Source organism: Mesorhizobium sp. M0152 (assembly GCF_040322415.1).
Taxonomy (GTDB): domain Bacteria; phylum Pseudomonadota; class Alphaproteobacteria; order Rhizobiales; family Rhizobiaceae; genus Mesorhizobium.
In genome coordinates this window covers 51,055-77,106 of the sequence record NZ_JAMYTH010000018.1, presented here as the reverse complement: position 1 = coordinate 77,106, position 26,052 = coordinate 51,055, and the positions used below count along the sequence as shown (strand labels likewise).

At 63.5% G+C, this 26,052-nt stretch carries 24 protein-coding genes; 6 read left to right on the top strand and 18 right to left on the bottom strand.

Features of this window, described 5'->3' with window-relative positions:
* Nucleotides 1-55: 55 nt before the first annotated feature.
* From NKJ26_RS18995 to NKJ26_RS18950, 10 genes are all read right to left on the bottom strand, one after another.
* On the bottom strand, nucleotides 56-478 hold the full coding sequence (locus NKJ26_RS18995) for a VOC family protein (RefSeq protein WP_352605278.1): 423 nt from the start codon (nucleotides 476-478) through the stop codon (nucleotides 56-58).
* 158 nt (nucleotides 479-636) lie between these two features.
* The gene (locus tag NKJ26_RS18990) at nucleotides 637-819 is read right to left on the bottom strand and encodes a hypothetical protein (RefSeq protein WP_352605280.1); all 183 of its coding nucleotides are present in this window, start codon (nucleotides 817-819) and stop codon (nucleotides 637-639) included.
* A gap of 136 nt (nucleotides 820-955) precedes the next feature.
* Nucleotides 956-1,255 (bottom strand): HigA family addiction module antitoxin, encoded by a 300-nt coding sequence (locus NKJ26_RS18985; RefSeq protein ID WP_352696508.1) that lies wholly within the window; start codon nucleotides 1,253-1,255, stop codon nucleotides 956-958.
* Nucleotides 1,256-1,268: 13 nt separating this feature from the next.
* Complete coding sequence (locus NKJ26_RS18980; RefSeq protein WP_352696507.1) at nucleotides 1,269-1,550, bottom strand: type II toxin-antitoxin system RelE/ParE family toxin; 282 nt, start codon at nucleotides 1,548-1,550, stop codon at nucleotides 1,269-1,271.
* A 131-nt stretch (nucleotides 1,551-1,681) separates the two neighbouring features.
* The gene (locus NKJ26_RS18975; protein WP_352696506.1) at nucleotides 1,682-3,208 is read right to left on the bottom strand and encodes an ABC-F family ATP-binding cassette domain-containing protein; all 1,527 of its coding nucleotides are present in this window, start codon (nucleotides 3,206-3,208) and stop codon (nucleotides 1,682-1,684) included.
* Between the two features lie 30 nt (nucleotides 3,209-3,238).
* The gene (locus NKJ26_RS18970) at nucleotides 3,239-3,400 is read right to left on the bottom strand and encodes a hypothetical protein (protein ID WP_352696505.1); all 162 of its coding nucleotides are present in this window, start codon (nucleotides 3,398-3,400) and stop codon (nucleotides 3,239-3,241) included.
* Between the two features lie 45 nt (nucleotides 3,401-3,445).
* On the bottom strand, nucleotides 3,446-4,351 hold the full coding sequence (locus tag NKJ26_RS18965; protein WP_352605287.1) for a DMT family transporter: 906 nt from the start codon (nucleotides 4,349-4,351) through the stop codon (nucleotides 3,446-3,448).
* A 175-nt stretch (nucleotides 4,352-4,526) separates the two neighbouring features.
* Nucleotides 4,527-7,814 carry an excinuclease ABC subunit UvrB gene (uvrB, locus tag NKJ26_RS18960; protein ID WP_352696504.1) on the bottom strand — a complete coding sequence of 1,096 codons (3,288 nt, stop codon included), beginning with the start codon at nucleotides 7,812-7,814 and terminating at the stop codon, nucleotides 4,527-4,529.
* 116 nt (nucleotides 7,815-7,930) lie between these two features.
* On the bottom strand, nucleotides 7,931-9,541 hold the full coding sequence (locus tag NKJ26_RS18955; protein WP_352696503.1) for a DUF2778 domain-containing protein: 1,611 nt from the start codon (nucleotides 9,539-9,541) through the stop codon (nucleotides 7,931-7,933).
* Nucleotides 9,542-10,038: 497 nt separating this feature from the next.
* Nucleotides 10,039-11,295, bottom strand: coding sequence for a hypothetical protein (locus NKJ26_RS18950; RefSeq protein WP_352696502.1), 1,257 nt, complete (start codon nucleotides 11,293-11,295; stop codon nucleotides 10,039-10,041).
* A gap of 148 nt (nucleotides 11,296-11,443) precedes the next feature.
* Here NKJ26_RS18950 and NKJ26_RS18945 point away from each other — a divergent pair, with 148 nt between their 5' ends.
* Entirely contained in the window at nucleotides 11,444-12,472 is a 1,029-nt protein-coding gene (locus NKJ26_RS18945; protein WP_352696501.1) for a CapA family protein, read from the top strand.
* A 54-nt stretch (nucleotides 12,473-12,526) separates the two neighbouring features.
* On the opposite strand, the gene NKJ26_RS18940 is transcribed toward NKJ26_RS18945, so the two are convergent.
* Nucleotides 12,527-12,829, bottom strand: a complete 303-nt coding sequence (locus NKJ26_RS18940; RefSeq protein WP_352696500.1) for a hypothetical protein — start codon at nucleotides 12,827-12,829, stop codon at nucleotides 12,527-12,529.
* On the opposite strand from NKJ26_RS18940, the gene NKJ26_RS18935 reads away from it, so the two are divergent.
* Entirely contained in the window at nucleotides 12,792-13,763 is a 972-nt protein-coding gene (locus NKJ26_RS18935) for a hypothetical protein (RefSeq protein ID WP_352696499.1), read from the top strand. The genes NKJ26_RS18940 and NKJ26_RS18935 overlap by 38 nt on opposite strands.
* Nucleotides 13,764-13,791: 28 nt before the next feature.
* Here NKJ26_RS18935 and NKJ26_RS18930 read toward each other — a convergent pair whose 3' ends face one another.
* Nucleotides 13,792-14,286, bottom strand: a complete 495-nt coding sequence (locus NKJ26_RS18930; protein WP_352606530.1) for a YegJ family protein — start codon at nucleotides 14,284-14,286, stop codon at nucleotides 13,792-13,794.
* Nucleotides 14,287-14,729: 443 nt separating this feature from the next.
* Between NKJ26_RS18930 and NKJ26_RS18925 the strand changes: the two genes are divergently transcribed.
* Together NKJ26_RS18925 and NKJ26_RS18920 are read left to right on the top strand one after the other, a co-directional pair.
* Complete coding sequence (locus NKJ26_RS18925; protein ID WP_027024515.1) at nucleotides 14,730-14,972, top strand: DUF1344 domain-containing protein; 243 nt, start codon at nucleotides 14,730-14,732, stop codon at nucleotides 14,970-14,972.
* Nucleotides 14,973-15,308: 336 nt separating this feature from the next.
* Entirely contained in the window at nucleotides 15,309-16,931 is a 1,623-nt protein-coding gene (locus tag NKJ26_RS18920; protein WP_352696498.1) for an FAD-binding oxidoreductase, read from the top strand.
* 103 nt (nucleotides 16,932-17,034) lie between these two features.
* Here NKJ26_RS18920 and NKJ26_RS18915 read toward each other — a convergent pair whose 3' ends face one another.
* The 3 genes from NKJ26_RS18915 to NKJ26_RS18905 form a co-directional block, all read right to left on the bottom strand.
* Nucleotides 17,035-17,541: a hypothetical protein gene (locus NKJ26_RS18915; RefSeq protein ID WP_352696497.1), complete on the bottom strand. Its 507-nt coding sequence runs from the start codon at nucleotides 17,539-17,541 to the stop codon at nucleotides 17,035-17,037.
* Nucleotides 17,542-17,688: 147 nt separating this feature from the next.
* Entirely contained in the window at nucleotides 17,689-18,819 is a 1,131-nt protein-coding gene (locus NKJ26_RS18910; protein WP_352696496.1) for a hypothetical protein, read from the bottom strand.
* Nucleotides 18,820-18,825: 6 nt separating this feature from the next.
* On the bottom strand, nucleotides 18,826-19,260 hold the full coding sequence (locus NKJ26_RS18905) for a hypothetical protein (protein WP_352696495.1): 435 nt from the start codon (nucleotides 19,258-19,260) through the stop codon (nucleotides 18,826-18,828).
* Between the two features lie 837 nt (nucleotides 19,261-20,097).
* On the opposite strand from NKJ26_RS18905, the gene NKJ26_RS18900 reads away from it, so the two are divergent.
* The gene (locus NKJ26_RS18900) at nucleotides 20,098-21,036 is read left to right on the top strand and encodes a diacylglycerol/lipid kinase family protein (RefSeq protein ID WP_352696494.1); all 939 of its coding nucleotides are present in this window, start codon (nucleotides 20,098-20,100) and stop codon (nucleotides 21,034-21,036) included.
* A 90-nt stretch (nucleotides 21,037-21,126) separates the two neighbouring features.
* Here the strand turns inward: NKJ26_RS18900 and NKJ26_RS18895 are convergent, their stop codons facing one another.
* From NKJ26_RS18895 to NKJ26_RS18885, 3 genes are read right to left on the bottom strand one after another with little or no spacing between them, the layout of a single operon-like run.
* Nucleotides 21,127-22,044 (bottom strand): NAD(P)-dependent oxidoreductase, encoded by a 918-nt coding sequence (locus NKJ26_RS18895; protein WP_352696493.1) that lies wholly within the window; start codon nucleotides 22,042-22,044, stop codon nucleotides 21,127-21,129.
* On the bottom strand, nucleotides 22,041-23,252 hold the full coding sequence (locus tag NKJ26_RS18890; protein WP_352696492.1) for a mandelate racemase/muconate lactonizing enzyme family protein: 1,212 nt from the start codon (nucleotides 23,250-23,252) through the stop codon (nucleotides 22,041-22,043). Before NKJ26_RS18890 ends, NKJ26_RS18895 begins: the two co-directional genes overlap by 4 nt.
* Nucleotides 23,249-24,865: a GMC family oxidoreductase gene (locus tag NKJ26_RS18885; protein ID WP_352696491.1), complete on the bottom strand. Its 1,617-nt coding sequence runs from the start codon at nucleotides 24,863-24,865 to the stop codon at nucleotides 23,249-23,251. Before NKJ26_RS18885 ends, NKJ26_RS18890 begins: the two co-directional genes overlap by 4 nt.
* 205 nt (nucleotides 24,866-25,070) lie before the next feature.
* Here NKJ26_RS18885 and NKJ26_RS18880 point away from each other — a divergent pair, with 205 nt between their 5' ends.
* Nucleotides 25,071-26,012 carry a phosphoribosylaminoimidazolesuccinocarboxamide synthase gene (locus NKJ26_RS18880; RefSeq protein WP_352696490.1) on the top strand — a complete coding sequence of 314 codons (942 nt, stop codon included), beginning with the start codon at nucleotides 25,071-25,073 and terminating at the stop codon, nucleotides 26,010-26,012.
* Nucleotides 26,013-26,052 lie beyond the last annotated feature (40 nt).

Sequence of the window (26,052 nt, the reverse complement as noted above, 5' to 3'; positions counted from 1 at the left end):
CCCGGCGCTGGCGAGCAGATCGCTCCCCGGGGACAGGGAATGCTGCTCGTTGAACTTACTTCACCGGTGCGTTCATCGCCCAGGCCACGCCGAACGGATCGTTCAGCTGACCCCAGCGGTCGCCCCAGAACATCACCTGCAGCGGCGTGACGATTTCGCAGCCGGCATCGACGGCGCGTTGCCACCAGGCATCGATGTTGTCGTCCTGGAGATGCAGCTGCAGCGTGTAACCCTGCGGCTTTTGATGCGGATGGCCGTGCTCGGGATAGGCATCGCAAAGCATCAGCGTCGAGCCGTTGACATAGAGATGGATATGCATGGTGCGGCCCTGTTCGTCGGCCGGATAGGCAAAGACCTGCTCGGCGCCGAAGGCCTCGCGGTAGAACTCGGCGGCCTTGAAGGCGCCGTCCACCTGGAGATAGGGGGTCAATCCGCCGAGCACCTTGGCGCTTGGCTGAACGGGGGTTTGGTCGGTCATTGCGTGTTCCTCTTCACGTTGGTTTGGCCTTGCCACCAAAAGACGGATGAGTCCGCGGCAATCCTACATGGTCGCCGAACTAATTTCGAAGCCCGGGCCGGGAGAGACCAGGCAAGCGGCGGGATTGAACGACGGGCACCTTTGTCGGCTGGACGCGATCATATGACCTTGGCCGAGAAGATGGTTGCGCGCCGGCTGTTCCGCGTGTCGAGAATATCCGGAAAGCCGATGTCCTTGCGCAATTCGGCGGGCAGCGAAAGCAGGATGCGTTCGCTGCGGTGGCGGGCGCGCGCCGCCGCATATTGGGTTGCGATGCGACCGATGGATGACAGGACCGACATGGTAGTTCTCCCTGGTTGGCGCCGGCATTATCGTGTCGGCATCCCAAGGACGTGCTAGGCCGGAGCGATCCGACAGATCGTCGAAATTTTTGCCGCAACAGCGGTAGATTCGTGGCGGGTGGTCTGCGCGGCTAACTCAAGCGGCAACTTCCAAGCGCTCGATCGTGTCGAGATCGGCTTTCTTCGCCTCTCCCTCGACGGCGAGGTCATAGCTCGCCTGCATATTCATCCAGAACTGCGGCGTGGTTCCGAAAAACTTCGCAAGGCGCAGCGCGGTGTCGGGCGTTACCGGTGTGATCTCGCCGGCCAGCCGCTCGATGCGAGTGCGCGGCACATGCAGCTTTTTTGCGAGCGTATAAGGCTTCAGGCCAAGCGGTATGAGATATTCTTCGCGGAGAATTTCTCCGGGATGGACAGGGGGGGTGATAGCAAGCATTTGAAACCGTCCTTCAATGATAGTCGGTGATCTCGACATCCTCGGCTCGCCCGTCCACCCAACGAAAGCAGACGCGAAACTGGTCGTTGATGCGGATCGAATGCTGACCGGCACGATTGCCTTTGAGCGCCTCAAGTCTGTTCCCGGGAGGCGTCCTGAGGTCTGACAGTTCGACGGCGTTGTCGATCATGAACAGCTTCCGCTGGGCTGACCGGACAAGATCCGACGGGAAGCCCTTTGGAGCCTTGCCGTTCGACACGGATTCGCTGATCTTGTCCTTGAACGAGCGTATCATCTGCCGGATCCGATAGACGTATCTTCGCACGATACGTTCTCTGGGTCAAGAAACGTCTCATACAACGATACGAAATCCCACCTGTCAAGGACAGGTGGGATTTTCATGTCGGCATGGCATTTTGCTACCGCTCAGCTAACTGCTTCGGCCACCGAACGAAAGAATTGCTCGGGGTCCTCGACTTCGGTCAGCCGCCGCTTCTCGATCAGCCAGAAGCGGTTGCCGATGGCGCGGATGAAGGAGCGGTCGTGCGAGGCGAGCACGCAGCTTGCCTGGTGGGCGAGCAGTTCGGCTTCCAGCGCTTCCTGGCCGTCGATGTCGAGATGGTTGGTCGGCTCGTCGAGCAGGTAGAAGTTGGGGTTGGCGAGCCTCAGCACCAGCATCATCAGCCGCGCCCTCTGGCCGCCGGACAGCACACCGATCCTGCGCTCCTGCATCTCGATGCTAACCCCGGCGCTGGCAAGCAGCGAGCGGGCACGCTGCTCGCCGACATCGGTGCGGCGCGAGACCATCGCCAGCGGCGTGTCGTCGCCGCTGATGCCGGACAGTGCCTGGTCGCTGTAGCCGAGCACCGTCGACGGTGTCACCTTGACGTTCCGCACCGTGTCGGGATCGACGATGGCGTTGCGGATCAACGTGACGAAGCGCGACTTGCCGACGCCGTTACGGCCGAGCAGCACGATGCGGTCTGCCTGGCAGATGTGGCGCTTGCCGGTCCTGAACAGCAGCGTGCCGTCGGGCGTTTCCACCGCCGCGTCGTCGAGCGTGATCAGCACCTTGGCGTGCGTGCCGCGATTGGCGAGCCTGATGGCGCCCGCCGATTTTTCGCGATGCGCCGGCGCCGCGGCGTCCTCCAACCGCTCCGCCCGCTGGTTGAGCTGTTTGGTCTTGACCGTCAGCAGATCGCTGCCCGAATTGATGCCGATGTTGTTAAGCTTGGCGGCCTGCCGGCGCAGTTGCTGCGCCACCTTCATATCGCGCTGGAATTTGCGCTCGGTCGAGGCGTCTAGCTCGTCCATTGCATCCCTTGCGCGGGAGTAGGGGAGGGAAAACACCGGCGACTGGTCCGGGCGCAGGAACAGGGTGCGGCTGGTGGTGGCGTCGAGGAAGGCACGGTCGTGGCTGGCGATGACGACCGGCACTTCACGCGGCAGCGTATTCAGCCAAGTTTCAAATTGGCTGATGCGGGCAAGGTCGAGATGGTTGGTCGGCTCGTCGAGCAGCAGGACGTCGGGATCGGTAACCCAGACGCGGGCGATCAGCGCCAGCCGCTGCCAGCCGCCACTCAGCGCCTGCATTGGCCGCTCGCGCATCGGTGCGGGCACGTCGAGTGAATCCAGCACCACATCGACCCGCCACATCTCGCTTTCGGCCTGGTCCGGCGGCAAGGCATCGGCCACCACTTGGTGAAAGGTGCGGCCAAGCAGGGCGGGGGAAACAGACTGCTCGACATGGCCGACGCGCAGCCCTCGCGTGCGGGTGATGTCGCCAAAGGTCGGTTCCATCTCGCCGGTCAGGCATTTCAGCAAGGTCGACTTGCCGCGGCCATTGGCGGCGACGATGCCGAGCCGGTCGCCGCTGCCGATGGTGAGATCGAGATTGGAGAAGAGCGGCGCACTCATGGTGACGCCGAGGGATTTGAGGCTGATCAGGGCCATTTGATTTCTCTGGTCTTGCCGGAATCCGGCTCAATGCACTTTGACGGTGCGCGTGCCGGCCAGCAGGCTCGGCGTTGCGGCACCACGAAGGCAGACCAAAAAATCGAAGCGGGAAAACCCGGACCGTCCCTGGTCAGCCCTGCAAGCAAGCTCGCAGGGCAGAAATTGGGCCACGCTGACGATGGTGATCAATAAACACGCAGCCCTCCTTTCAAGACGTTTGAGTGTGGTGACTGGTTATACCAAAGGCGGGGCGGAGGGCAAGGGTGCCGCTTTCACGCGCCGCGGGAAGGGATCCAGCACCAGTATGCAGCCGCCGATGATCGCCGCCGCGCCGAAGCCCTGGACGATGGTTAGCGACTCGCCGAGCACGACCGTGCCGACCAGCACCGCAATCACGGTGACCGCGAACTCGACGCTGATCGTCCTGGTGGCGCCGATGCTGGCAACCAGCCGGAAATAGACGACGTAGGTCATCGCGCTCATCACGCAGGCGAGAATGGCAAGATGGAGGAAGTCGATGGCGCGCGGCATCGCCGGCACCGGCACGGCGAGAAGCAGCGGCAGGGTCATCAGCCCGCCGAGCAGGAAGGCGGCGCTGGTGAGTTCGAGTGAGCCCGCCGAGCGCAGATGACGGTTGGCGTAGTTGCTGCCGAAGGCGGCCGAGAACGAACTGAAAAGCGAGGCGGCGCAGCCGAGCGCGAAGGAGGCGGTGACCGGCATTGCGGGGAAGCCAACCAGAACGACAATACCGGTGGCACCGAGCAGAAGCCCAGCCAGCCCGCGAATGGTGATGCGCTCAAGCCCCCACAACTGGCTAATGATCATCGAGAACAGCGGGATCGCGGTAACGAGGATCGCCGCCATGGCCGTCCCGATGCGCGGCGTGGCATAGGACAGGCCGATCAGCTGCGCGGCGACCGTCGTCGCGCCGACCACGGCGAAGTGCCGCCAGCCGGCGCTGAAATCGAGCCTGCGCCGGGTCGCGGCGGCAAGCAGAAAGAGCGTGATGCCGGCGGTCAGCGACCGCAGCGTGACCGCGCCGACCCAGCCAAAGGCATGCACCACTTTGAGCAGCACCAGGAACGACAATCCCCAAGTGACGGCCAGGAAGACGTAGGCGGCGATGTCCTTGGGTTTCATGGGTGTGGTGGCTGGTGAGAGGTTGGCTTCCGGAGTGGAAGCCACCGGGTGCGGTCGACCTACCGTTTCCGCATGCTCGCTGCAAGGGCGTGCGCATCGTGCAGGAGGGGAGTTGCCGGTTACGCTAGTTGAAGAGAGGCTATGTTGGCAGGACAGCGTGGGGCGCGAAGGATCGCTACCGTCCCGGCCTGCCCGTCTTCCCCGGCCGCCGTTTCTCGCGGCGGGCATCGCCCGGATCTTCGTAGGAGCCGATGCCGGCGCGCTGGCGCACGATTGGTTTGTCGTCGCGTTCCTTCGCGCCCCCCTCTGTCCTGCCCGACATCTCCCCCACGAGGGGGGAGATTGGCTGTGGCTTGGCAGGCACCTTTCCTTCGACCGGTTTTTCGGTCCGCCGCACGGTCATTTCATCGAGCGAGTTCTTCTTGAACAGCGGTTTGGTGGCGTCACCGGGAATGCCGAAGTCGGACCCGTGTGCTTCCTCGGCCGACTGTTTCTTGAACAGCGAACGGGAGACCGCACCGGCCGGCGTCGGCATGTCGGTGCCCGGACCCATGTCGTCAATGGAGGGTTTGGCGAACAGCGGCTTCTTCACCGGCACCGCGCCATCGGCGCCCATTTCGTCGAGCGCCGGCTTGCGGAAGAGGTTGGGCCGGGCAGCCTTGGCTGCCTCTTCGCCGGCGCGTGCTTCGTCGAGTTTGCGGAAACGCTCCTGTTCCTCTGCTGTACGATGCTTGGCCACGCCCTTGTTGTGCTTGCCCTTTTCGCGGCCCGAGACCGGGCTTTCCATGTCGGCATATTTGGCCAGCGGATCGTCGGAGATCGACAGTTCCATCTCGCGCAACCGCTTGATCTCGTCGCGGATGCGGGCCGCTTTCTCGAAGTCGAGATTGGCGGCGGCGTCGCGCATCTGTTTTTCCATCGCGTCGAGATGGGCCTTGAGGTTGTTGCCCATCATGGCGCCGGCGCTGTCGGTGAACTGCGAAATATCGGCGCGGACATGGTCCTTTTCATAGACCGAGTCCAGAATGTCGGAGATGCGCGACTTGACCGATTCAGGGGTGATGCCGTTGGCCGCGTTCCATTCCATCTGCTTTTCGCGACGGCGGTTGGTCTCGGCCATCGCCCGCTCCATCGAACCGGTGACCTGGTCTGCATAGAGGATGACCTTGCCGTCGACGTTGCGGGCGGCGCGGCCGATGGTCTGGATCAGCGAGGTCTCAGAGCGCAAAAAGCCCTCCTTGTCGGCGTCGAGAATGGCGACGAAGCCGCATTCGGGGATATCGAGGCCTTCGCGCAAAAGGTTGATGCCGACCAGCACGTCGAAGGCGCCGAGGCGCAGGTCGCGCAGGATCTCGATGCGCTCCAGCGTATCGATGTCGGAGTGCATGTAGCGGACGCGCACGCCCTGTTCGTGCAGGTACTCGGTCAGGTCCTCGGCCATGCGCTTGGTCAGCACAGTGACCAGCGTGCGGTAGCCGGCCTTTGTGGTCTCGCGGATCTCGCCGACGACGTCGTCGACCTGGCTTTTCGCCGGACGCACCTCGACCGGCGGGTCGATCAGGCCGGTCGGACGGATGACCTGCTCGGCGAAGACGCCGCCGGCCTGTTCCATCTCCCAGCCGCCCGGCGTCGCCGAGACGGCGACGGAGAGCGGCCGCATGGCGTCCCATTCCTCGAAGCGCAGCGGCCGGTTGTCCATGCAGGACGGCAGCCGGAAGCCATACTCGGCCAGCGTCGCCTTGCGCCTGAAGTCGCCGCGATACATGCCGCCGATCTGCGGCACGGTGACATGGCTTTCGTCGATGAAGACCAGCGCATTGTCGGGGATGTACTCGAACAGCGTCGGCGGCGGATCGCCCGGCTGGCGGCCGGTGAGATAGCGCGAATAGTTCTCGATGCCGGCGCAGGAGCCGGTCGCTTCCAGCATCTCCACGTCGAAGCGGCAGCGCTGCTCGAGCCGTTGTGCCTCGAGCAGGCGGCCGGCGCGCTCGAGTTCGACCAGCCGTTGCTTGAGCTCTTCCTTGATCGACTTGATCGCCTGGTTCAGGGTCGGGCGCGGCGTCACATAGTGCGAGTTGGCGTAGATCTTGACGCTCTTCAGCTCGCCGGTCTTCTGGCCGGTCAGCGGGTCGAACTCGGTGATCGCCTCGATCTCGTCGCCGAACATCGAGATGCGCCAGGCGCGGTCTTCCAGGTGGGCGGGAAAGATTTCGATCGTGTCGCCGCGCACGCGGAACGAGCCACGGACGAAATTGATGTCCTGGCGCTTGTATTGCTGGGCGACGAGGTCGGCGAGCAGAGCGCGCTGGTCGAGCCGGTCGCCGATCTGCATCTGGAAGGTCATCGCCGTATAGGTCTCGACCGAGCCGATACCGTAGATGCAGGACACGGAAGCGACGATGATGACGTCGTCGCGTTCGAGCAGCGAGCGCGTCGCCGAATGGCGCATGCGGTCGATCTGCTCGTTGATCGAGGATTCCTTCTCGATGAAGGTGTCGGTGCGCGGGACGTAGGCTTCCGGCTGGTAATAGTCGTAGTAGGAAACGAAATACTCCACCGCATTTTCCGGGAAGAATTTTTTGAACTCGGAATAGAGCTGCGCGGCCAGCGTCTTGTTGGGCGCCAGGATCAGGGCCGGGCGTTGCGTCTCCTCGATCACCTTGGCCATGGTGAAGGTTTTGCCCGAGCCGGTGACGCCGAGCAGCACCTGGGTGCGGTCGTTGTTGTCGATGCCTTCGACAAGATCCTTGATGGCGGTCGGCTGGTCGCCGGCCGGCTCGAAGTCCGACACCATCTTGATGGCGATGCCGCCTTCCGATTTCTCGGGTCGGTCCGGGCGGTGCGGCGTCCAAAGGACGCCGTCCTTGTGCAGCGGATTGCCCGATTCGATCAATGCCGACAGCGCAGCCACCGTCGCGGTGATGCCGCTCGACGTCATCGTCTCGGCTTCTTCCAGCGAGACATCGAGGCCGGCGACGGGGTTGAGGCCGGCGGCCGCCCGCTCCCTGGCCGAGGCGGCGCCGCCCATCGATGTGCCGCGCGCCGTGCGTCCGGGTGCGGCCGAGCGCTCGGGGATCTTCTTAGACTTGCCGCTGTCCCTCCCCCTTGAGGGGAGGGTGGCGGCGGAGCCGCCGGGTGGGGTCGGTTCGACCGGGCTCGACGCTTCTTTGTGTCGAGCGCTTCCTTTGCCGACCCCCTCTGTCGCCTTCGGCGACATCTCCCCCTCGAGGGGGGAGATTAGGTGTCCCTCGCGTTCGGCTTCCTGCTCGATCTGGTCGGCCCAATCCGCGATCGAGCCGGTCAGCGGCGTGCCCGACAGTTCGGGCTGCGGCATCTCGGCGAAGCCACCCTTGTGCAACGGCTCCGACGCGTCGAGGAAATCGGTCAGCGGGCTGCGCCGCTTCGGCGCGGCGCGGTCGTCATTCGCCGTCGGCGGCGTCCTTTTACCAGGGGATTTGACCATGTGCCGAATATGGGAGGTCTTGGCCAAAATGGAAAGAGCGCGGTGGCGAGAGGCGTACCGAACAACTCGGCTCCTGACAGTAGGCTGTCAGGAGCAGGCGGGAATGCCTGTCGGTATTACGCGCCCCTGGCGGCGGACGCGACCCGCGTCGGCGAAGACGACAGGCGCGGCACGACGACGAGGCGCTTGATCTTGCCCTTCTTGAAGGCGGCGAGGAAGCGCGCATAGTCCTTGAAGGCGACGCAACCGCTGGACTGGGCGTAACGGCCCCGAAGCAGGTAGGTATGGGCCAGAAAGCCGTCGCGATTGTATTTGTTGCGGCCATCGACCGGTGTCAGGCGCAAGGCTTCGACACCATGAAAGCGCGACTCTCGCAGCGACAGATTGTAGGTGTTGGGCGGTGTCGGTCCGCGGTTCTTCTGGTCGGCATAGCGCGGCTGGTCCACCATGGCGCCAACGCCCGAATGCGCCTCGAGCCTCGAGCCGTCAGGCATGTAGACGGTCCCGGCGCTGATGTCGTAGACGGCGACGCCATTGCTGGCCCCGCTCGTGGACCCTGGCGAGTTGAACAGGTTCTTGAATGCCCTGCCGAGGCCGCCCGCAGGCGTGTCTGGCTTGGCATAAGCCAACGCGTCGCCGCCATCGGCCGGCCTGCCTTGCCGGGTCGGCTTTATCGGCTGGGCTTGCTGGACCGGCTTTGCCTGAGGCTCCGGCTTCTGCTGCGCGACCTTGGGCTGTTGAGCCGGCTTGTCCTGCTCCACGGACTTCGGTGGCTCCGGCTTGTCGTATTGCGGGCGACGGGTTGGCAGCGGCACATCGTCGGTGAGCGCGTCCGGCAGCGAGGCGGCATCGCCGGGTTGGTTCTGCTGGGTTTCGACAGGCGAAACCGCGATATCGGCCGAGGATTCGGTCATCGGCAGCGGCGAGGCGAACGCCTCGTCCTCGACCGGCAGCGATTCGACGAGAGCGAGCGCCAATTGCGAGTCGCTTGGCGTTTCCGACTGGGCAAAGCCCGTAGGCAAGGGCGCGGTCTGCACGACGACGGAGCCGGTGTCCATCCGCGCGAAGCGTTCCGCTGCCGGAGCCGGCATATCGTCCGACAGGCTGGCCACCATGTTGGCGGGTGGCCCCAGGGACGCCTGCGCGACTTGCGGCGCGGCGCGGGAAATCAGGGGTCGGGCGTCGGCTGTGACGGCAGGTTTGCCGGTACTGGCGAAGGCAGCGGCGAGTTTGCTCGGCGACAGCGACGCTTCCATGCGTTCGAAACGCTCCTGCGATTTCGACTTTGCCACAGGGGCTGGCTTTGCCTGCGCCACGAGGCGCGCGGATTTTTCGGTATGAGGGCTCAGCCGGGCCAGCTTGAAGCAGCTGGCGCCGCATTGCACGGCATGGTCGTGCAAGGCCTGCGCGCCGCCATGGGCATTGGCCAGCACGAACGGTGCCGAGGATCTCAGGAAACGCTGCTTCAGCGGATCGGCCAGGGCCAGCGATCCCGGCGTCGACAGCGTCTGCGGCAGGCCGCCTGATGTCGCCGACAACGAGGCGCCGACGGAACTCAGCCCAACCATGGTGCCGATCAGCCACAGGCCCACGGCGGCGCTGACGCCAGGCACCGCGATCCAGCGGACGATCCGTTCAGCGGTGAAGGAAGAGGAACGTGGCGCGTCGCAAGCCGTCTCGCCCTGCCAATGCTCGTCCCCGACAATTTTCTTACTCAAGAACGCCATACACCAATCTTGCTCCAATCGGCTCCCACGTCCGCGGCTGTGATAGCCGCGACGACCATTCTGTGAGTGATCCCAGGTGGTCCCCGACGCGTTTGTCGCGCCTGTCGTTAGTTGCCGACTGCTTCAAAATATGGACAAAGTTGGTTAACCAATCCCTCTCAAAACCAAACGAGAGACGTGGACTTTGTGCCGAAGAAGGCTTGTCCACGACCATGAACGCGGTATTGCAGCCCTTCCAAGGCTGTTTTGCTGCCTGCTTTTGACGCCCAAGTCAAGCAAAACAGTCATCGCTAATATATACTAATATATAGCGGAGGGTGGTCCGGCGAGTCATGCAGCCAGGAACGCTCGCCAATCCGCATCGCTGAAAACGTCGCCGCACCGGGGAAACCGTTGTCCGCGGGCTACAAGTTCCGCAGCGGGACGGCTGGGGACAGAGCAGGAAATTGACCGGCACCAAGGCGGCCGACAGGTGTCGAAATTTCTGCGGCGAGGCGCTAGTTGAACCATAGCGCAAAAGTCAGGAACCCACTGCCGCCGAACTCGCGCTGGATCTGGTCGAAGTCGTCGCTCGAGAGAATCCTGCCGCTTTCGAGATAAGGCGCGATGGCTGGGCCGGTGATCGACAGCACCAGGTCGAAGGGCTTCGGTTCGTCGAAGAAGCGCTTCATATTGATGCCCTTGCCGGCGATGCGGAAGTGCGGCAGCAGCACGCGGCCTTCGAGCAGGTCCTCGGCCATGGTCAAGGCGGCGAGCCAGGCCGCGACCTGCTCTTCGCCGACTTCGAGGCCCGTCAGTTGGTTCTCGCCCTTCTGCTGCGGGCCTGGCAGCCATTCGCGGTCATTGTCGGTCTCGGCGCGGATCGCCTTCCAGTCCTCGCGCGACAGCCGGATCATTTCGAGCAGATGGCGGCGCGCCGCTTGCCGGCGCTCCGGCTCGACCACTGGCCAGTTGACGAGATGTACCAGCGAAATGAAATCGGCGATCCGCCATTCCGAGGAGAAGATGCTGCTGCCCATGTCGCCGCTCGGCGGCACGAGGATATCCTGCAACGGCAGTTTGGCGCGCGGGAACAGCATGTGGAAGGAGCCGTCGAAGGTGCTTTTGAAATCATGCGCCAGCCAGAAGTCGGCCTGCGCCATCAGGAACTCGGCGTATCCCTGCAACCAATAACCGTCGGCGCGGTCGAAGCGGAAGGTAAGTCCGGGCGCCGCATCGTCCGGCGCGCTGCCGCCGCGCGACAGCGAAGCGATGATCGCGGCCATGCTTTCATCCGGCGCGATCGTGCCGTCCTCGTCGAGGTCGATGCCGACATGGGTGAGGTCGATGACCATGCCGATATCGGCATTGGCCGGCACCGCCCCAAGCGTGGCGGCGGATTTTTCCAGCCGGTCGCGGAAAGCCACCAGAATGGCGCGGAATTGTTCGTAGGTCAGCGGTTCGGGGTTGGGATTGTCCGGCACCGGCAGCCGCATCAAGGGCAGCATGAAGGATTGCGGGCTTTCGAAACCATGCCGGTGCAGACCGCTGGCCAGCAGTTCCAGCGCGGTGAAGAATTCGCCCGCGCCGGCGGCATAGGCCGATGCGGGATCGTTTGGGGCGGCGGCCTCGAGCGTAGACAGGGCGCTGTCGCGCGCGGCCACGGTCTTTGCCTCGAACAAAGCGGTTGCCGCTTCGGGCATGGCCGCCGACGCGTACGACAGCGGTACGAGCACCATGAAAGCCGATGCCAGCAGGCTTGCTATTCGTGCCATCTTTCCCCTCCCATGCATCGATCGTGAACGACCATACACAGATTTCCGCCATCGCGCCTCGCTGGCGGTGCTGCGGTACGATTGTCGACGGATGCGCTTCAACCTGTGCGACGGACGGTCTAAACAGGGCAAACAAATTGGACATGGCGTGTCGAACTATCCGCTCTCCTACAAGCTGTCCTGGCTGCCGCGTTTCCTGAAGCCGTCGCTTGGCGGTGACATCGATGCGTTTGCGCCGGCGGCGGGGACGCTGATGGCAACCCTGCCAGATCGGACGGTGCGGCTCGCCTTCATCGGCGACATCTCGGCGGTGGCCAACCGCAGCGCGCCGCAAAGCGATCCGGTGATCGCGAAGCTGCTGGGCTCCGCCGATCTGGTGATCGGCAATTGTGAAAGTCCGATCGTAGACCGGCCGAGCGCTGTGCTTGGCACCCGGCTTGGCACGCGCCATGCGATGACCGAACGGTTTCTGACGGAGGCGCTGGCGGCGGTAGGCATTGCTCGCGAAAAACTCGTGTTGTCGCTGGCCAACAATCACGTGCTCGACCAGGGCGTCGCCGGCTTCGACGAGACGGTGGCGGCACTGAAGCGGCTCGGCATCCGCACCATCGGCCTGGCTGCTGGTGGCCCGGTGCAGCATTTCGCGGTCGGGCCGCTGGATGTCGGCTTCGCCGCCTTCACGGTGTGGCGCAACGCTGATGAAAGCCTGTTCGCCGCCCGCGTGTCGATGGACTGCGATCCAACGCACTGGCCGCACGATGCTGTCGATCTTCTCTGCGCGGTGCCGCATTGGGATTGGGAGTTCCGGCATTTTCCGCGCGCCGAGACGCAGGCGCTGGCCAGGCGTCTTGCCGGGCAGGGCGTCGGGCTGATCGCCGGTCATCATGCCCATGTCCTTCAGCCGGTGGAGCAGATCGACGGCACGGTCGCCGCTTATGGACTTGGCGATTTCCTTGGGACCGCCTTTGCCCGCCAGCCATGGCCCGGTCGTATCGGTGGCATATTCGTCGTCGATGTCAGCGCCGATGCCGGCACCCGCGGCAGGATCGCGTCATATCGGCTGCATCCCTTTGTGCGGCTGCGGAGCGGGGATCATGAGCGGCTGGTGCCGGTGGAGGGGTTGGAGGGTGCGATGAGGGGACAGGTCGAGAGGCGGCTGGGCGCGATCTTTCCGTAGTGTTGCAGCGGAAGGGCAGGTGCATTCGCCAATCGCCTATTATGGCGCTGCCCCTCATCTGCCTGCCGGCATCTTCTCCCCGTATAGCGACGGGGAGAAGGGGCTGACCGCAACCTCGGCACCCTTTCTGCAACGTTGGAAATTGGCGAAATCCTTCGCGGAAGCGTCCTTCTCTCCGTCGCTATACGGGGAGAAGATGCCGGCAGGCAGATGAGGGGCGGCGCGACGTTCTTCTAACAGGCACCGTATCGCAGCATTGCCGTCGATACAGTGCACAAAACCAGCTATCATGACCTTGTCGAGGCTTGCGGGGGCGGCGATGGAAACAGCGGACTTCATGCCGAGCGAGGCGGTCACGGCCGGCATCCGGAAAGACATCGAGAGCTATGAGGCGGCGCGGGGCTCGGCGGTGCGGCAGGTGCGCTGGCGGGTGCCGCTGTTCGTCGGCCTGGCGCTGGTGTTCGTGGCGCTGGTCGCCTGGCTGTTCAACAAGGTCGCCGATCCCAACGAGCAATGGTTCTCGACGCCGCATGTGTTTCTCTATGGCATCGGCTTGGTGGCTTCGAGCGTGCTCTATTTCGAGGCCATGAAACCGGCGACGCGGCTGCAGCAATCGTTCCGCGAGACGCTGCTGCCGATCGTCTTCGGCTTCATCGCGGATATGCGTTACCAGCATGGAGGGAAGCCGAACTCTTTCGACCGGCTGCCGCGCGAGGCGGTCGGTGCCTTCAACCGGCAGTCGTTCGACGATGTCGTTTCGGGCCGCTACGAAGAGTTTCCGTTCGAGCTTTACGAAGCAGAACTGCGAATAGGGTCGGGCAAGGATTCATCGACAGTCTTCAAGGGTGTCATTGTCGCTTTCGAAGCGATCGAGCCGTTTCCGGGGGTGTTGGTGGCGACGCGGCGGACCAATGCGGTCGTCGGGTTCTTTCGCGGCATGTTCGCCGGCAAGATGCAGGAATTGTCATCCGGCGTGCCGGAGCTCGATGCGGCCTATGAATTCCGCACCGACAATGTCGAGGCGGCGCGGCCGTTGGTGACCGGCCGGCTGGCGCAGGCGCTGAAATGGCTGGGCGAAACCTGGCCGGACGAACCAGCCCGCGTCGCTCTCAACGGCAGCGACGGTTTCCTGCTGTTGCCGCAGGCGAAGAATTTCTTCGAACTGCCGGATATTTCGGTGCCACTCGATTACACCAGGCATGTCGCGCCGATGATATCGGACATGGGCGCCATGCTGGCGACGGCGGCACTCGTGCGCAAGATCGGCGCGAGGGATGAGGCGACGAGTTAGGACAATTCCAGCAGAACCGTGAAGCGGTTCAGCACTCGAAGCCGTATTTGTCGCGCATGTAGTCGGCCTCTTCGTTCGACATTCGCTTGAACATCACACAGACGGTGAAGCTGCCGACCTGGCGCCCGTCGCTCGTATATCCCCAATCGGAAATATCGTCCCGTTTGAATTTAAAATTCTGGCCGAGGACGACGGTGTGCACTTCCTCCGGCTGGTTCGCCAGAATACCGACAAACCCCGTTTCGGTGCGGCGGAATGGTATGACCCAGAAGTGTTCGGTGACGTTCCCGTCCCGCACCTTGACCTTCAGTTTGAACCTGTCGGTGCCGGCTGGCGGCGCTTCGGACAAGGCCAGGAATTCGTCGAGGCTGGCGAGCGCCTGCGCCGTCGCCGCCGCCATGTCGGGATCTCCCGGAGCGAAGATCATCGTTTTGTCGTCATCCGGATCGACACCTTGCGCGCCGGCCAATCCCGGAGCAAGCGCCAGGATCAGGGACATCGCGGTCCGGACTGCAAGCTTCATGGAAGGCCCCCCTTCATCATAGCGGTCGATACCATCCCGCATCCATTCCGAGTTTGCAACCGGAACGCGAGTTTCGTCCAGTTCGAGGCGACGGTTGAGGCGACCGAGGAAACAAAATTTGTACCGACGACCAATCAGCAGGCTGTTTCGTGATGCCGCCCAAGGCGGATTGCGGCGGCTGCGTGGTGGTTGAAAGCGGCCCGCCGCAATCCAGCTAAGGGACTCTTTTCGTGGAAGGAAGAGCGCCTGTCGAGGGAAAGAAGCGGCTTGACTTTGCGTCGGCCGGAAGCAATGTGTCAGAATTAAGCCACTGATTTCCTTTGCGAAAATTCATTCAACGTGATTTGCGGACGCCAGGCGTTTCGTTCCAGTTTCGGGTCGTTCGGCGCTGTCGTTTCCCACGTCGGCAGCCCGAAAAACCGAAACAGCACGGAGTGCACTCGATGAAAAAGACCCTCGCAACCACCGCCGCTCTGCTCGCCTTTCTCGGCACGGCCTACGCCGCAACCGTTCAGGGCACCATCCAGTCCGTCGACCCGACAACCAAATCGATCACTCTCGATGACGGCAAGATCTATCAGCTGTCGCCGGAAGCGGCGGTCGGGAAACTGAAGGTCGGCGCCAAGGTGGCGGTGACGGTCGATGACAAGACCGGCATGGTGACATCGATCAAGAAGGCTTCATAGGCGCGCGCATAAGTTCTGGCGCGGGCCGCAATGGTCAAGATCGGCGCCGCCCCTCATCCGCCTGCCCGTCCTCCGCGGCAGCTGCGCAGCAGCTGCGGAGGGTGGACCGGCACCTTCTCCCCGTGAAGAAGAACGGGGAGAAGGGTCAAGCTCCAGCGTTGGCGTACCCTCTCCCCGTTCTTCACGGGGAGAGGGTAAGGGTGAGGGGCAGCGCCGACATTTGAGATAATCCGCGTCGTGCCGCTTCGCCACGCCGATGCGGAGAAGGTGGCTCATGCCGCCGCTATGGTTTTTACCGAAAGCCCGCGCTATCCCTTGGCCAACGGGGGGATATTCATGGCCGAGGAACAAAAAGGTTTTCGCCTGTCGCGGCGGCTGCTGCTGGGTGCTGCCGTGGTCGGCGGCGCGGTGTTGTGGGGTGGCACCACTATGGCGCGGCTGGCGCGCGGGCCTTCGGGGCCGAAGGATGCCGGGCGTATCGCCGATGTCGATGGCATCGCCCTGCCGCTGAAGCCGATAGCCAACCCGCCGGCCTTTGAACCTTCGCTGCCATGGTCGGCCAAGGGCGGCGACATCAACGATGCCAGCGGCCTCTCGAGAACGCCGGTCTATGGCGTCGTCGAAATCGCCGAAGAAGTCCAGATCGCCAAGGCGCTGGCGTTCGCGCGCGCCAATGGCTTGAAAGTGTCGCTGGCCGCCATCCGCCACTCGATGGGCGGGCATGCCTTCGACGACAACGCGCTGGTGCTCGACTTCAGAAAGTTCAACAAGGTCACCGTCGACGCGGCGGCAAAAACCATGACGTTGCAGCCGGGCGCGCGCTGGCACGACATCCAGAGCATGCTGCATCCGCGCTTCGCGGTGAAGGCGATGCAGTCGACCGACATCTTCTCCGTCGGCGGCTCGCTGTCGGTCAACGCGCATGGCATGGACCATCAGGCGGGCTCGGTGGCCGGCTCGATCCGCTCGATGCGGGTGATGCTGGCCGATGGCTCGGTGACCACCTGCTCAGCAAGCGAGAACCCCGACCTGTTCCGCCACGTCGTCGGCGGCTACGGCCTGTTCGGCGTGGTGCTGGAGGCGACGCTCGATATCGTTGACAACGCGGTCTACCGGACCTCGCGCGAGATCATCAAATCGGATGATTTCCCGAAATTCTTCGTCGAGGTGCTGGAGCCGAACAAGGAGATCGGCCTGTTCTACGGCCATCTGTCGACGGCGCCGGGCAATTTCCTCGAAGACATGATCGTCTATCGCTACGACAAGGTGGCCGACCAGTCGCCGGCCGACCAGCCGTTGCTCGGCGAACCGGACGGTGTCGGCCTCAAGCGGGTGATCATGAACATGGCGAAATGGGGCAGCGCCTTCCAGGAGCTGAAGTGGTTCACCGAAAAGACGCTGGAGCCTAAATTCGAGAGCTGCACGGTGGCACGCACAGCGGCCATGGCCGAAGGCGAAGCCTGCCTCGTCACCCGCAACAATCCGATGCACGATTCGGTGCCTTATCTGTTCAACGACCTGCCTGACGAGACCGACATCCTGCACGAATATTTTATTCCGCGTGCCGCCTATAATTTATTCATCGCGGAGGCTCGCGAGATCCTGCGCAACCAGGACTTGCCGGTGCTCAATGCATCGGTACGCATCGTCCACAAGGAGGATGTCGCGCTGACCTATGCGCCGGAACCTGCCTATTCGCTGGTGCTCTACATCAACCAGCCGACCGATGCCGACGGCAATGCCAGGATGCGGGCGTTGACCCGGGCGCTGATCGACGTCACGATCAAGCATGGCGGGCGGTTCTTCCTGCCCTACCAGCTGCATTACACGGCTAGCGAATTGCTGGCGTCCTATCCCGAACTGCCGGCCTTCCTCGCCGCCAAGCGCCGATATGACCCGACGGAACTGTTTTCCTCGACGTTCTACCGTGCCATCAAGGCGCTGAGCGGAGTGGTGTAGCGGGGGCAGAACTTCATACGGAGCAGGTGGCACTCCGTAGAGTGCTTCGTTGACCCGTTCTGCCTGTCGCGTCCGCAGCCAGTCTTCGAGCCTGATCCCGGTCTTACAGCACCAGTCCGGCCAGCCAGTTGGCGGATCGTTTCGCCATGTCGGCGGTGGCCGACGCGGCGCGGCCAAGGTCTGTCTTGACCACGGCGTAGCCGTTTTTCGTGCGGTAGAGCACGCCGGTTCCGCCCTCGACCATCTGTTCATAGGCGACGGGCCGGGCGGCGGCTGCTTCCATGGCCGTCGTCGGCGAGCCGACTGGAACGCTCGGCCGGCGGCTCAGTTCAGGTGGCAGAGGGTTTTCAACGGCCCGGCTGGCCGGCTTCAATTCGGGGCGGGACGCGGCCGCGGCCAGCTGCGAGGAGGATGACGAGCCCTTCGAGCGGCAGATGCCGGAGACGAGCGGATAGCTGAAATTGCGCTCGTGCAGAATCTGGCTCTTCATCGCCGCTTCGCACTCCGCGACGGTCGACCATTTGGCCGGCGTCTCGCCGATATATTCGCACAATTTGGCGTCGCAGTCGCAGCCGACGATGGTCATGGCGACAAGGGCGGTCTTGATCACGGTCTCGTCCCTTCGAGATGCCCCCCGGCAGCTTATTCACGCAATACGCCATCGCGCGCGAACAAGGCGGGATTTGGCCGCGATTGTGGAATGAGCGTGACTGCACGCTCCAAACGCATGATCTCCGCCAGGCGTGGCCGAAAGGTCTCAGTAATCGTAGACGTGTTCGAGCCTGGCGCCTGCCTTGATCAATGCCGCCAGCACCAGATGCAGCTTGCGTACGGCGACGACCATGCCGGTGCGGCGCGTCGACAGATCCGCCGGGAGCGGATAGCTGAACAGAATACGCATGCCCTCGGGAACGGCGATCGAGTCCGTGGACAGCACGGTGACCATGATTTCGTCATTGCCGCCGATCTCGACGAAGGAAACGCCCTTGTCGATCAGGCGCGGGATCATGTCGGTGAACACCTGATAGCGCTTGGTGACGAAGATCACGCCGTCGACGCCGTAGTCACGTTCGAGCAAAGTGTCGGGCTCGTTGCGCGTCGCTTCGCCGACCGGTCCCTTGGCCCAGACGTGAATATCGAGCAAGGCTGGGTCGGAGGTGGCGGCAAGCGCCCTGGTGATCAGATCGGCATAGCCCTGCTTGATGGTGTCGGCGAGACCGAAGGCGAGCTTGCGTTCACTGGTGCGGATGGCGCTGTCGCCCGGCGCCGGCTGCACGGCGAACAGGCCGGCGCGCTTTTCGGCATAGGGGAACTGGTACCACGGCACCTGGTCGAGAAAGCTTGCATAGTCCGCCGCCACCTTGGCCTGATAGATGTCGGCGGCGGTACGCTTATCCGATATCGCCTCGGTGATGCGGCCGACAGTATTCTCGTAGGCCCACTGCAATATGTGTTCGATGCTGTGGCTGGTGCCAATGACGACGAGCATCTGGTGGTTGGCGAAGTTGAACTTGTAGGGAGAACTGGCGCGGATCACGGTTGCATAGTCCTGCCAGAAGCGGCCGACGTAAGCGAAGTAAGGGAAGCCGCTCGGCTGGTCCTTGTCGACGAAGCCGGCATATTCGCGCGCGGCATAGACGATCGCCCATTCGGGGTAAGTGAGGAAGGTCGATTCCTCCGGCCGCTGATAGCCGGGGAGCTCGGCGCGGACCTTGTCGGCCAGCGCCTTAGGCGGCGCACCGTCGGCGATGCCGGGCAGCGGCGCCTTGTCGAGCGACGGCGTGGTCAGGAAGCCATAGGTCAGCCCGACGACCGGGACCAGGATCGCGATGACGATCAGCCAGAGGATCGCCTTCATGATGCGCTTCAGCCAGCGGAACAGGAACATGGCCGGTCAGGCAGTGGCGAGGTGGTCGTAGATGCGCTTCGACAACCAGAAGCCGACATAGACGGCGATGCCGCCAATGACGATGTGCGGCAGGTTGGCGAAGAAGCGGGCGGGGAATTCGATATCGTTGAGGGAGCGGAAACCGTTGATGAAGATGCCGGCATCGAGGCAGCCGGAGCCGGTGACCAGGCCGAGCACGCCGTCGAACAGGTAGACCGAGCCGAACAGCCTGAAATAGAATACCGCCTGGCGGTGCGAGATGAAGGCGGCGGCCAGCGACCAGACGCCGGAGAAGGCGTGCAGCAGGTCGTCATACCATTGCAGCGAGAACAGGCCGAACAGATTGCCATTGGCATCGTTGAAGGCCGGTATGTAGCCGATCGCGACGACGGCGAAGAACAGGAACGCATAGGCGACGGCAAGCTTCTGGATCAGCGTCATGAAGTATCCCCCTTCGAAGAGTCCGTTTGCAAACGCCGCTCTGCCGGCCGCCTGACGCGATTTTCCGCGCTTGCCTAAGCCCTCGGACCCAAATGTCCGCTGCGCTTCGGTTCTCGAAAACCACGCCATCCGTCACGGCAGAGCGCGTTATCAAGCGGACTCTGACCGGGCGATACTAACCGATTTTAGCGCGGGGTGAAGCCGCGGCCCCAAGATCACCGGCACGGACATTCAAGGGCCAGAAAGACAGTCGGCGCCGGGATTTCTCCCAGCGCCTCCCTGTCAGATCAGGACACGGTCGCGGCAGCAACTTCCGTAAAGTCGTCGCGCCATGCCGGCCTTGATTTTGACGGTCCTGCCAGTCCGCCACCCGAGAGTGACGTCCGTTCGGGACCACGCCGGTCTACACCCTTGCGGGCTTTGCCCTGCGTGCCATCGAAGGTTTTTGCCGTCCTTCATGGCAGCATCGGTCCGCCGTCGGCGTTGGCACGCTTTCCGCGGCCCCGTAGGTCTCGGCATCCGTCCCTCGAACAGGCAAGCCTGCTTCCGCTTCGGGCCGTACGGGCCTCAGGAAATCCGCCTTTCGCTTTCGCCTTTCGGCTGGGCGATCGGTAGCCGCCTGAGATGGGTTAAACCTACGCCGGGTAAGGACCTTGGGGAATGGCCATGGGCCTGTGGATAGTGGGGTTATCGGGGATCGATTTCCGCGACTCCGGGAATTTCGTCGCCGGTTGGCTTAGACAGCCTGCCCGCTTTTCGGTGCTCGACCCCGCACCGCCCCTTGCTCTGCGGATGGGCGCGGGCTTCAATGCCGGTGCTTTGCGGGGGAGGTGCGTCTTGAAAGTCGGGGTGGTTCTCAATCCGATTGCCGGTGGGGGCTGGCTGAAACGGCATTGGCCCGACGTCGCCGCTTCGTTGAAGAAGCATTTCGGCGACTTCGAGCTGCGCGAGACGCAGGCCGAGGGCGATGCCGAACGGTTGGCGATCGACCTTGCCGCCAGCGGCTTCGATCTGGTGATCGCGGCCGGCGGCGACGGTACGGCCAGCGAAGTGGCCGACGGACTGCTGCAAGCGTTCGAGGAGAGCGGCCGGGCGACCGAACTCGGTCTGCTGCCTTGCGGCACCGGCATCGATTTCGCGCGCGGGCTCGGCCTGCCGAAGGCGGTGGATGCGACGTTGAAACGGATTGCCGGGGCGAAGGCGAGGGCAGTCGATGCCGGCCGCATCAGCTACATCGACGACCGTGGCGCGCTGGCCAGCCGGCACTTCATCAACATCGCCAGCCTCGGCCTGTCCGGCGCCACCGATCGCGCGGTCAACGCCGACAAACGCAAGGGCCGAATGTCGGCCAAGGCGCTGTTTCTCTGGCGCACCGTGGTCGAGTTCATCCGCTACCGTTTCCAGCTTGTCAGCATAACCATCGATGACGGCGCGCCGGTCGAGGCGCGCATGGCGCTGGTGGCGGTGGCCAATGGAAAATTCTTCGGCGGCGGCATGATGATCGCGCCGGATGCCGATTTGACCGACGGCCAGTTCGACATCGTCATCCTGCGCGCTGCCGGCAAGCTGAAGCTGATCTGGGACATCCGCCTGCTTTATGGCGGCCGTCACCGCAATCATCCGGCCATCACCATCCTGCGCGGCAGGAAAGTGGTTGTCGAACCACTCGGCGATGTGGAAAAGAACGGCGCGCTGGTCGACATAGATGGCGAGTCGCCCGGGCGCATACCGGCGACGTTCGAGATCCTGCCCGGCGCGCTCATGCTCAGATATTGAATCAAGCGGCTGCGGCGTTGGATCAGGTCGCTCCGGTCCTGATTCCGGAGGCGCGCTCAACTATCTGAAACCGCTTGAAGTTTCCCGGATTCAGATTTCCAGTTTGGACGGAAAACCAGGCGCGCGCAGGTCGGCGCCGACCTCATCCTCGAGCAATTTGACGATCTGGGTCGACCAGGCACCGCCGCCGTAAGCCGCCTTGCCTTGCTCGAAAATCGCGTGGACACGCGATGCCAGTTCCAGCGGCACGCCGAAATCCCGGCCCATGCCTAGCGCGAAGCCGAGGTCCTTCAGCGCCAGGTCCATGGTGAAGCCGATATCGTAGGAGCCGTTCAGGATGAGCTGGCTTTCGGTTTCGTGGACGAAGCTGTTGCCGGAGGACGCGACGATGGCTTGATAGGATTGGGCGAGGTCGAGACCACCTTGCCTGGCCAGCATCAGCGCCTCGCCGGCGGCGACGAGATGAACGAAAGCCAGCATGTTGGTGATGACCTTGATCACCGCCGCCGAGCCGATCGGCCCCATCAGGAACGACTTCGCGCACATTGCTTCGATGGCAGGACGATGGCGCTCGTAGAGATCGGCATCGCCACCGACCAGCGCGGTGATCTTTCCAGCCGCCGCCAGATGCACGCCACCGGTGACGGGGCATTCCAGTGTCTCGATACCCTTCGACGAGGCGAGGCCCGCGAGGCGCACGATTTCGTCGCGGCCATTGGTCGACATCTCGATCCAGGTGCCGCCGGCGGGGAGGCCGTTGAGCAGTCCATCAGGACCGGCGAGTACCGTCTCGCTGATCTTCGGCGATGGCAGGCAGGTTATGGCATTGCCCGCTCGTGCGGCGGCCTCGGCGGGGCTGCGGGCAGCGGTGGCGCCCAGCGCCACGAGGCGCTCGACGGCGGTGGGCTCGCGGTCGAACACGGTGACGGCAAAACCGTTGCGGATCAGGCTGGCGGCAAGGTTGCCGCCGAGATGGCCAAGGCCGATGAAGGCGTAGTGTTCGCTCACGGCATCAACGGCGTTTGCATCATCTGCAAATGCAGCTCCTTGCCGGTGTAGGGATGGGCCTCGCAGACGGCTTCGTCGAGTTCGACGCCGAGGCCGGGTTCCTTCGATGGGATGACGTTGCCGTCCTGCCACTCGATCTTCTTCTTGAGCAGCTCCGCGTGAAAACCGTCCCACTGCTTCAGCGATTCCAGGATGAGGAAGTTGGGCAGGGTCACCGCCAGCTGGATGTTGGCCGCGCCAACGATCGGCCCGCAATAGCAGTGCGGGGCTATCTGGATGTGGTAGGCCTCGGCCATGGCGGCGATCTTCTTGGTTTCCAGAATGCCGCCGGAACGGCCAAGATCGGGCTGTAATATGGTCGCGGCGCGGTTCTCGATAACACGGGCGAATTCGGACTTGGTCGTCAGCCGCTCGCCGGTGGCGATCGGGATGGAGGTGCCGCGGGCGACCTGCGCCATCACCTCGGGCATGTCGGGCGGCACCGGCTCTTCGAACCACAGCGGATCGTAGGGCTCGATGGCGCGCGCCATGCGCAGCGCGCCCGATGCGGTGAACTGGCCGTGCGTGCCGAACAGGATGTCGGCGCGGGTACCGACGGCCTCGCGGATGGCCTTGATCATGCGGGCGGAAAGGTCGATGTCGACAAGGCGCGGCTGGTGGCCGTCGAAGGCGGTGTAGGGACCTGCCGGGTCGAGCTTGACGGCATTGAAGCCCTGCTCGACATATTCGAGGGCGCAGGCGGCCGCCAGATCTGGATCGTTGTAGACATTCTTGCCGTGCGCGTCCTCGGAATGGACGCTGCCGGTATGCGGGTAGAGATAGGTGTAGGAGCGCAGCGTCTCGTGCACCTGGCCGCCGAGCAGCTTGTAGACCGGCTTGTTCGCCTCCTTGCCGACAATATCCCAGCAGGCCATTTCCAGCGCCGAGAAGCAGCCCATGCCGGACAGGTCGGGGCGCTGCGTGAAGCCGGAGGAATAGGCGCGGCGGAAGAAGTTCTCGATGTCGTGCGGATCGCGGCCGACGAGATAGCGCTCGGCCATGTCCTCGATCATGCTGGCCGTCACATGGGCGGAGAAGGTGGCGTTGTAGGCCTCGCCATAACCGACCACACCGCCATCGGTGACGAGCTTGACGAAGATGAAATACTTGCCGCCGATGCCGGGAGGCGGGTTGCCGACAACCCAGGTCTTGACGTCGGTGATCTTCATTTTTGATCCTCCAGAACCAGTTCGGCGCCCTTCCATCCGGTCACGACCGAGGCCGCGTTGGTGTTGCCGGTGATGTTGTCGGGAAAGATCGAGGCGTCGATGACGCGCAGGCCTTCGAGACCATGCACCTTGAGGCGCGGGTCGACCACGGCGCGCGAGGGATCGGGTCCCATGCGGCAGGTCGAGACCGGGTGATAGACAGTGCCGGAGCGCTTCCTGAAATCCTGAATCAGATCGGCGTCCGAAGTGATTGATGGACCTGGCAAAACCTCCTCGGCGATGATCTCGGCCATGGCCGGCATCGAGGCGATCTTGCGCACGAATTTCACCGCCGCCAGCATCTCGTCGACATCGGCATTGGTGGAATAGGCATTGGCGACGATTTTTGGATAATCCAGCGGGTTGCTGGAACGGATCATGATCTCGCCACGGCTCGACGGGCGGCAGTTGGACAGGCCGATGGAAAAGCCCGGCCACGGATCGGGGGTCAGGATCGGGCGCTGGCCGCTCTTTGGGATAACGGTCGAGAACGCCTGGAAATAGAGCTGCATGTTGGGACGCGAAAACGCCGGGTCGGTGCGGAAGAAGCCGCCGGCATTGTTCATCGACAGCGACAGCGGGCCGGAGCGGGTCAGGATATACTGCATGCCGACCAGCAGCTTGCCCCACCAGGGTCGCAGGATCTGGTTGAGCGTCGGCAGCCTGCCCTTGAAGGTGTAGTTGATGCCGACGTGGTCCTGCAGATGAGCGCCGACATTTTCGTTGGCATGGATGACGGGAATGCCAAGCCCCTTGAGCAGGGCGGAGGGGCCGACGCCCGATAGCTGCAAGAGCTGTGGCGAATTGATCGATCCGGCGGAAAGAATGATTTCGCGGCCGGCACGCGCCGTCTTCGTCTCGCCATTCCGTAGATACTCGATACCGACGGCGCGCTTGCCCTCGAACAGCACCCTGGTCGCCAGCGCATTCGTCTCGACACGGACATTGCCGCGCTTCATCGCCGGGCGCAGGAAGGCGCGGGCCGCCGACATGCGGCGGCCATTGCGGGTCGAGATCTGATAGACGCCGACGCCTTCCTGATTGGCACCATTGAAATCGGGATTGAGCGGCAGGCCAGCCTGCTGGCCGGCGGCGAGGTAGCGCCTGGTCAGCGGGTGGACGGCGTTCGAGCAGTCGGTGACATGCAGCGGGCCGCCTGTGCCGCGCCATTTGTCGGCGCCGGCCTGATTGTCCTCGAGCGCCTTGAAGGCCGGCAGCAAGTCGTCATAGCCCCAGCCGGAATTGCCGGCGGCCCGCCAGTCGTCGAAATCCTCGCGCGCGCCCCTGATCCAGACCATGGCGTTGATCGAGCTCGACCCGCCGAGCAGCTTGCCGCGCGGCCAATGGTCGGCATTGCCCGCCAAGCCGGGGTCCGGTTCGGCCTTGTAGTTCCAGTTCACCGCCGGATCGAAGAAGGTCTTGCCGTAGCCGAGCGGCATCTGCACGTAAAAGCGGCGGTCGGTGCCGCCGGCTTCCAGCACCAGCACCGAGAAGCGGCCCGAGGCCGAGAGCTTGTCGGCGAGCACCGAGCCGGCCGAGCCGGAGCCGACGATGATGAAATCATAGGTCTGCATGATGATAGGTACGGCTCCGGAAAACTGGCGCCAGCCTAGACGGACCGGGTCCGCCGCGTCGCCGCGCCTTCCGGCATCGGTTGTGAAAAAAGCGACCGCCGATGTGCGGTTCGAATTGAAGACAACCAAATGGTCCCGCTTGATATGCAAGGGGTCGAAGGCTTATGCGATGGTATCAGCCAATCTCCGCAAGGCGGGAAATCACATGCGTACCCTGTCGGATGCCTTCATTCCCGAATTGCCGGGCCACTACAGCGGCAAAGTCCGCGAAAACTACGATCTGGCGGACGGCAGGCGCATCATCATCGCCACCGACCGTCTCAGCGCCTTCGACACCATCCTGACGTCGATCCCGTTCAAGGGAGAGATCCTCACGCAGACGGCCCGCTACTGGTTCGAAGAAACTGCCGATATCTGCCCCAACCATGTTCTCGAATATCCCGACCCCAACGTCGTCGTCGGCACAAGGCTCGACATTCTTCCGGTCGAGATCGTCGTGCGCGGATACCTGGCGGGGACCACCAGCACCTCGATCCTGACCCGCTACCGGCGCGGCGAGCGTGACATGTACGGAATGAGCCTGCCGGACGGGCTGCGTGACAATGAGAAATTGGCCGAAGCTGTCATCACGCCGACGAGCAAGGCGGCGCATGGCGGCCATGACGAGCCGCTGTCCAGGGCAGAGATCATCGAGCAGGGCCTTCTCACGCAGGCGCAGTGGAACACGGTCTCGGACTACGCCTTGAACCTGTTCGCCCGCGGCCAGGCGCGTGCCGCCGAGCGTGGCCTAATCCTCGCCGACACGAAATACGAATTCGGCATCGACAAAAACAGGACGATCATCCTGGCCGACGAAATCCACACGCCCGACAGCAGCCGGTACTGGATCGCGGCGAGCTATGAACAGGCGCTTGCGAGTGGCACGCGACCGGAGAGCTTCGACAAGGATTTCATCCGGTCGTGGGTGTCGGCGCGGTGCGATCCCTACAAGGACCCGATCCCCGCCATACCCGACGAGATCGTCGAACAGGCCTCGCGGATCTACGCCCGGGCTTACGAGGCGATCACGGGCAAGGTATTCGTTCCCGACGTTTCCGGGGATACCGTTCTCGATCGTATCCGTTCGAACTTGGCGCGCTACTTCTAGCGGCCAATCGAAACTTTGCCGCGTTGACCTGTTGGCGCCG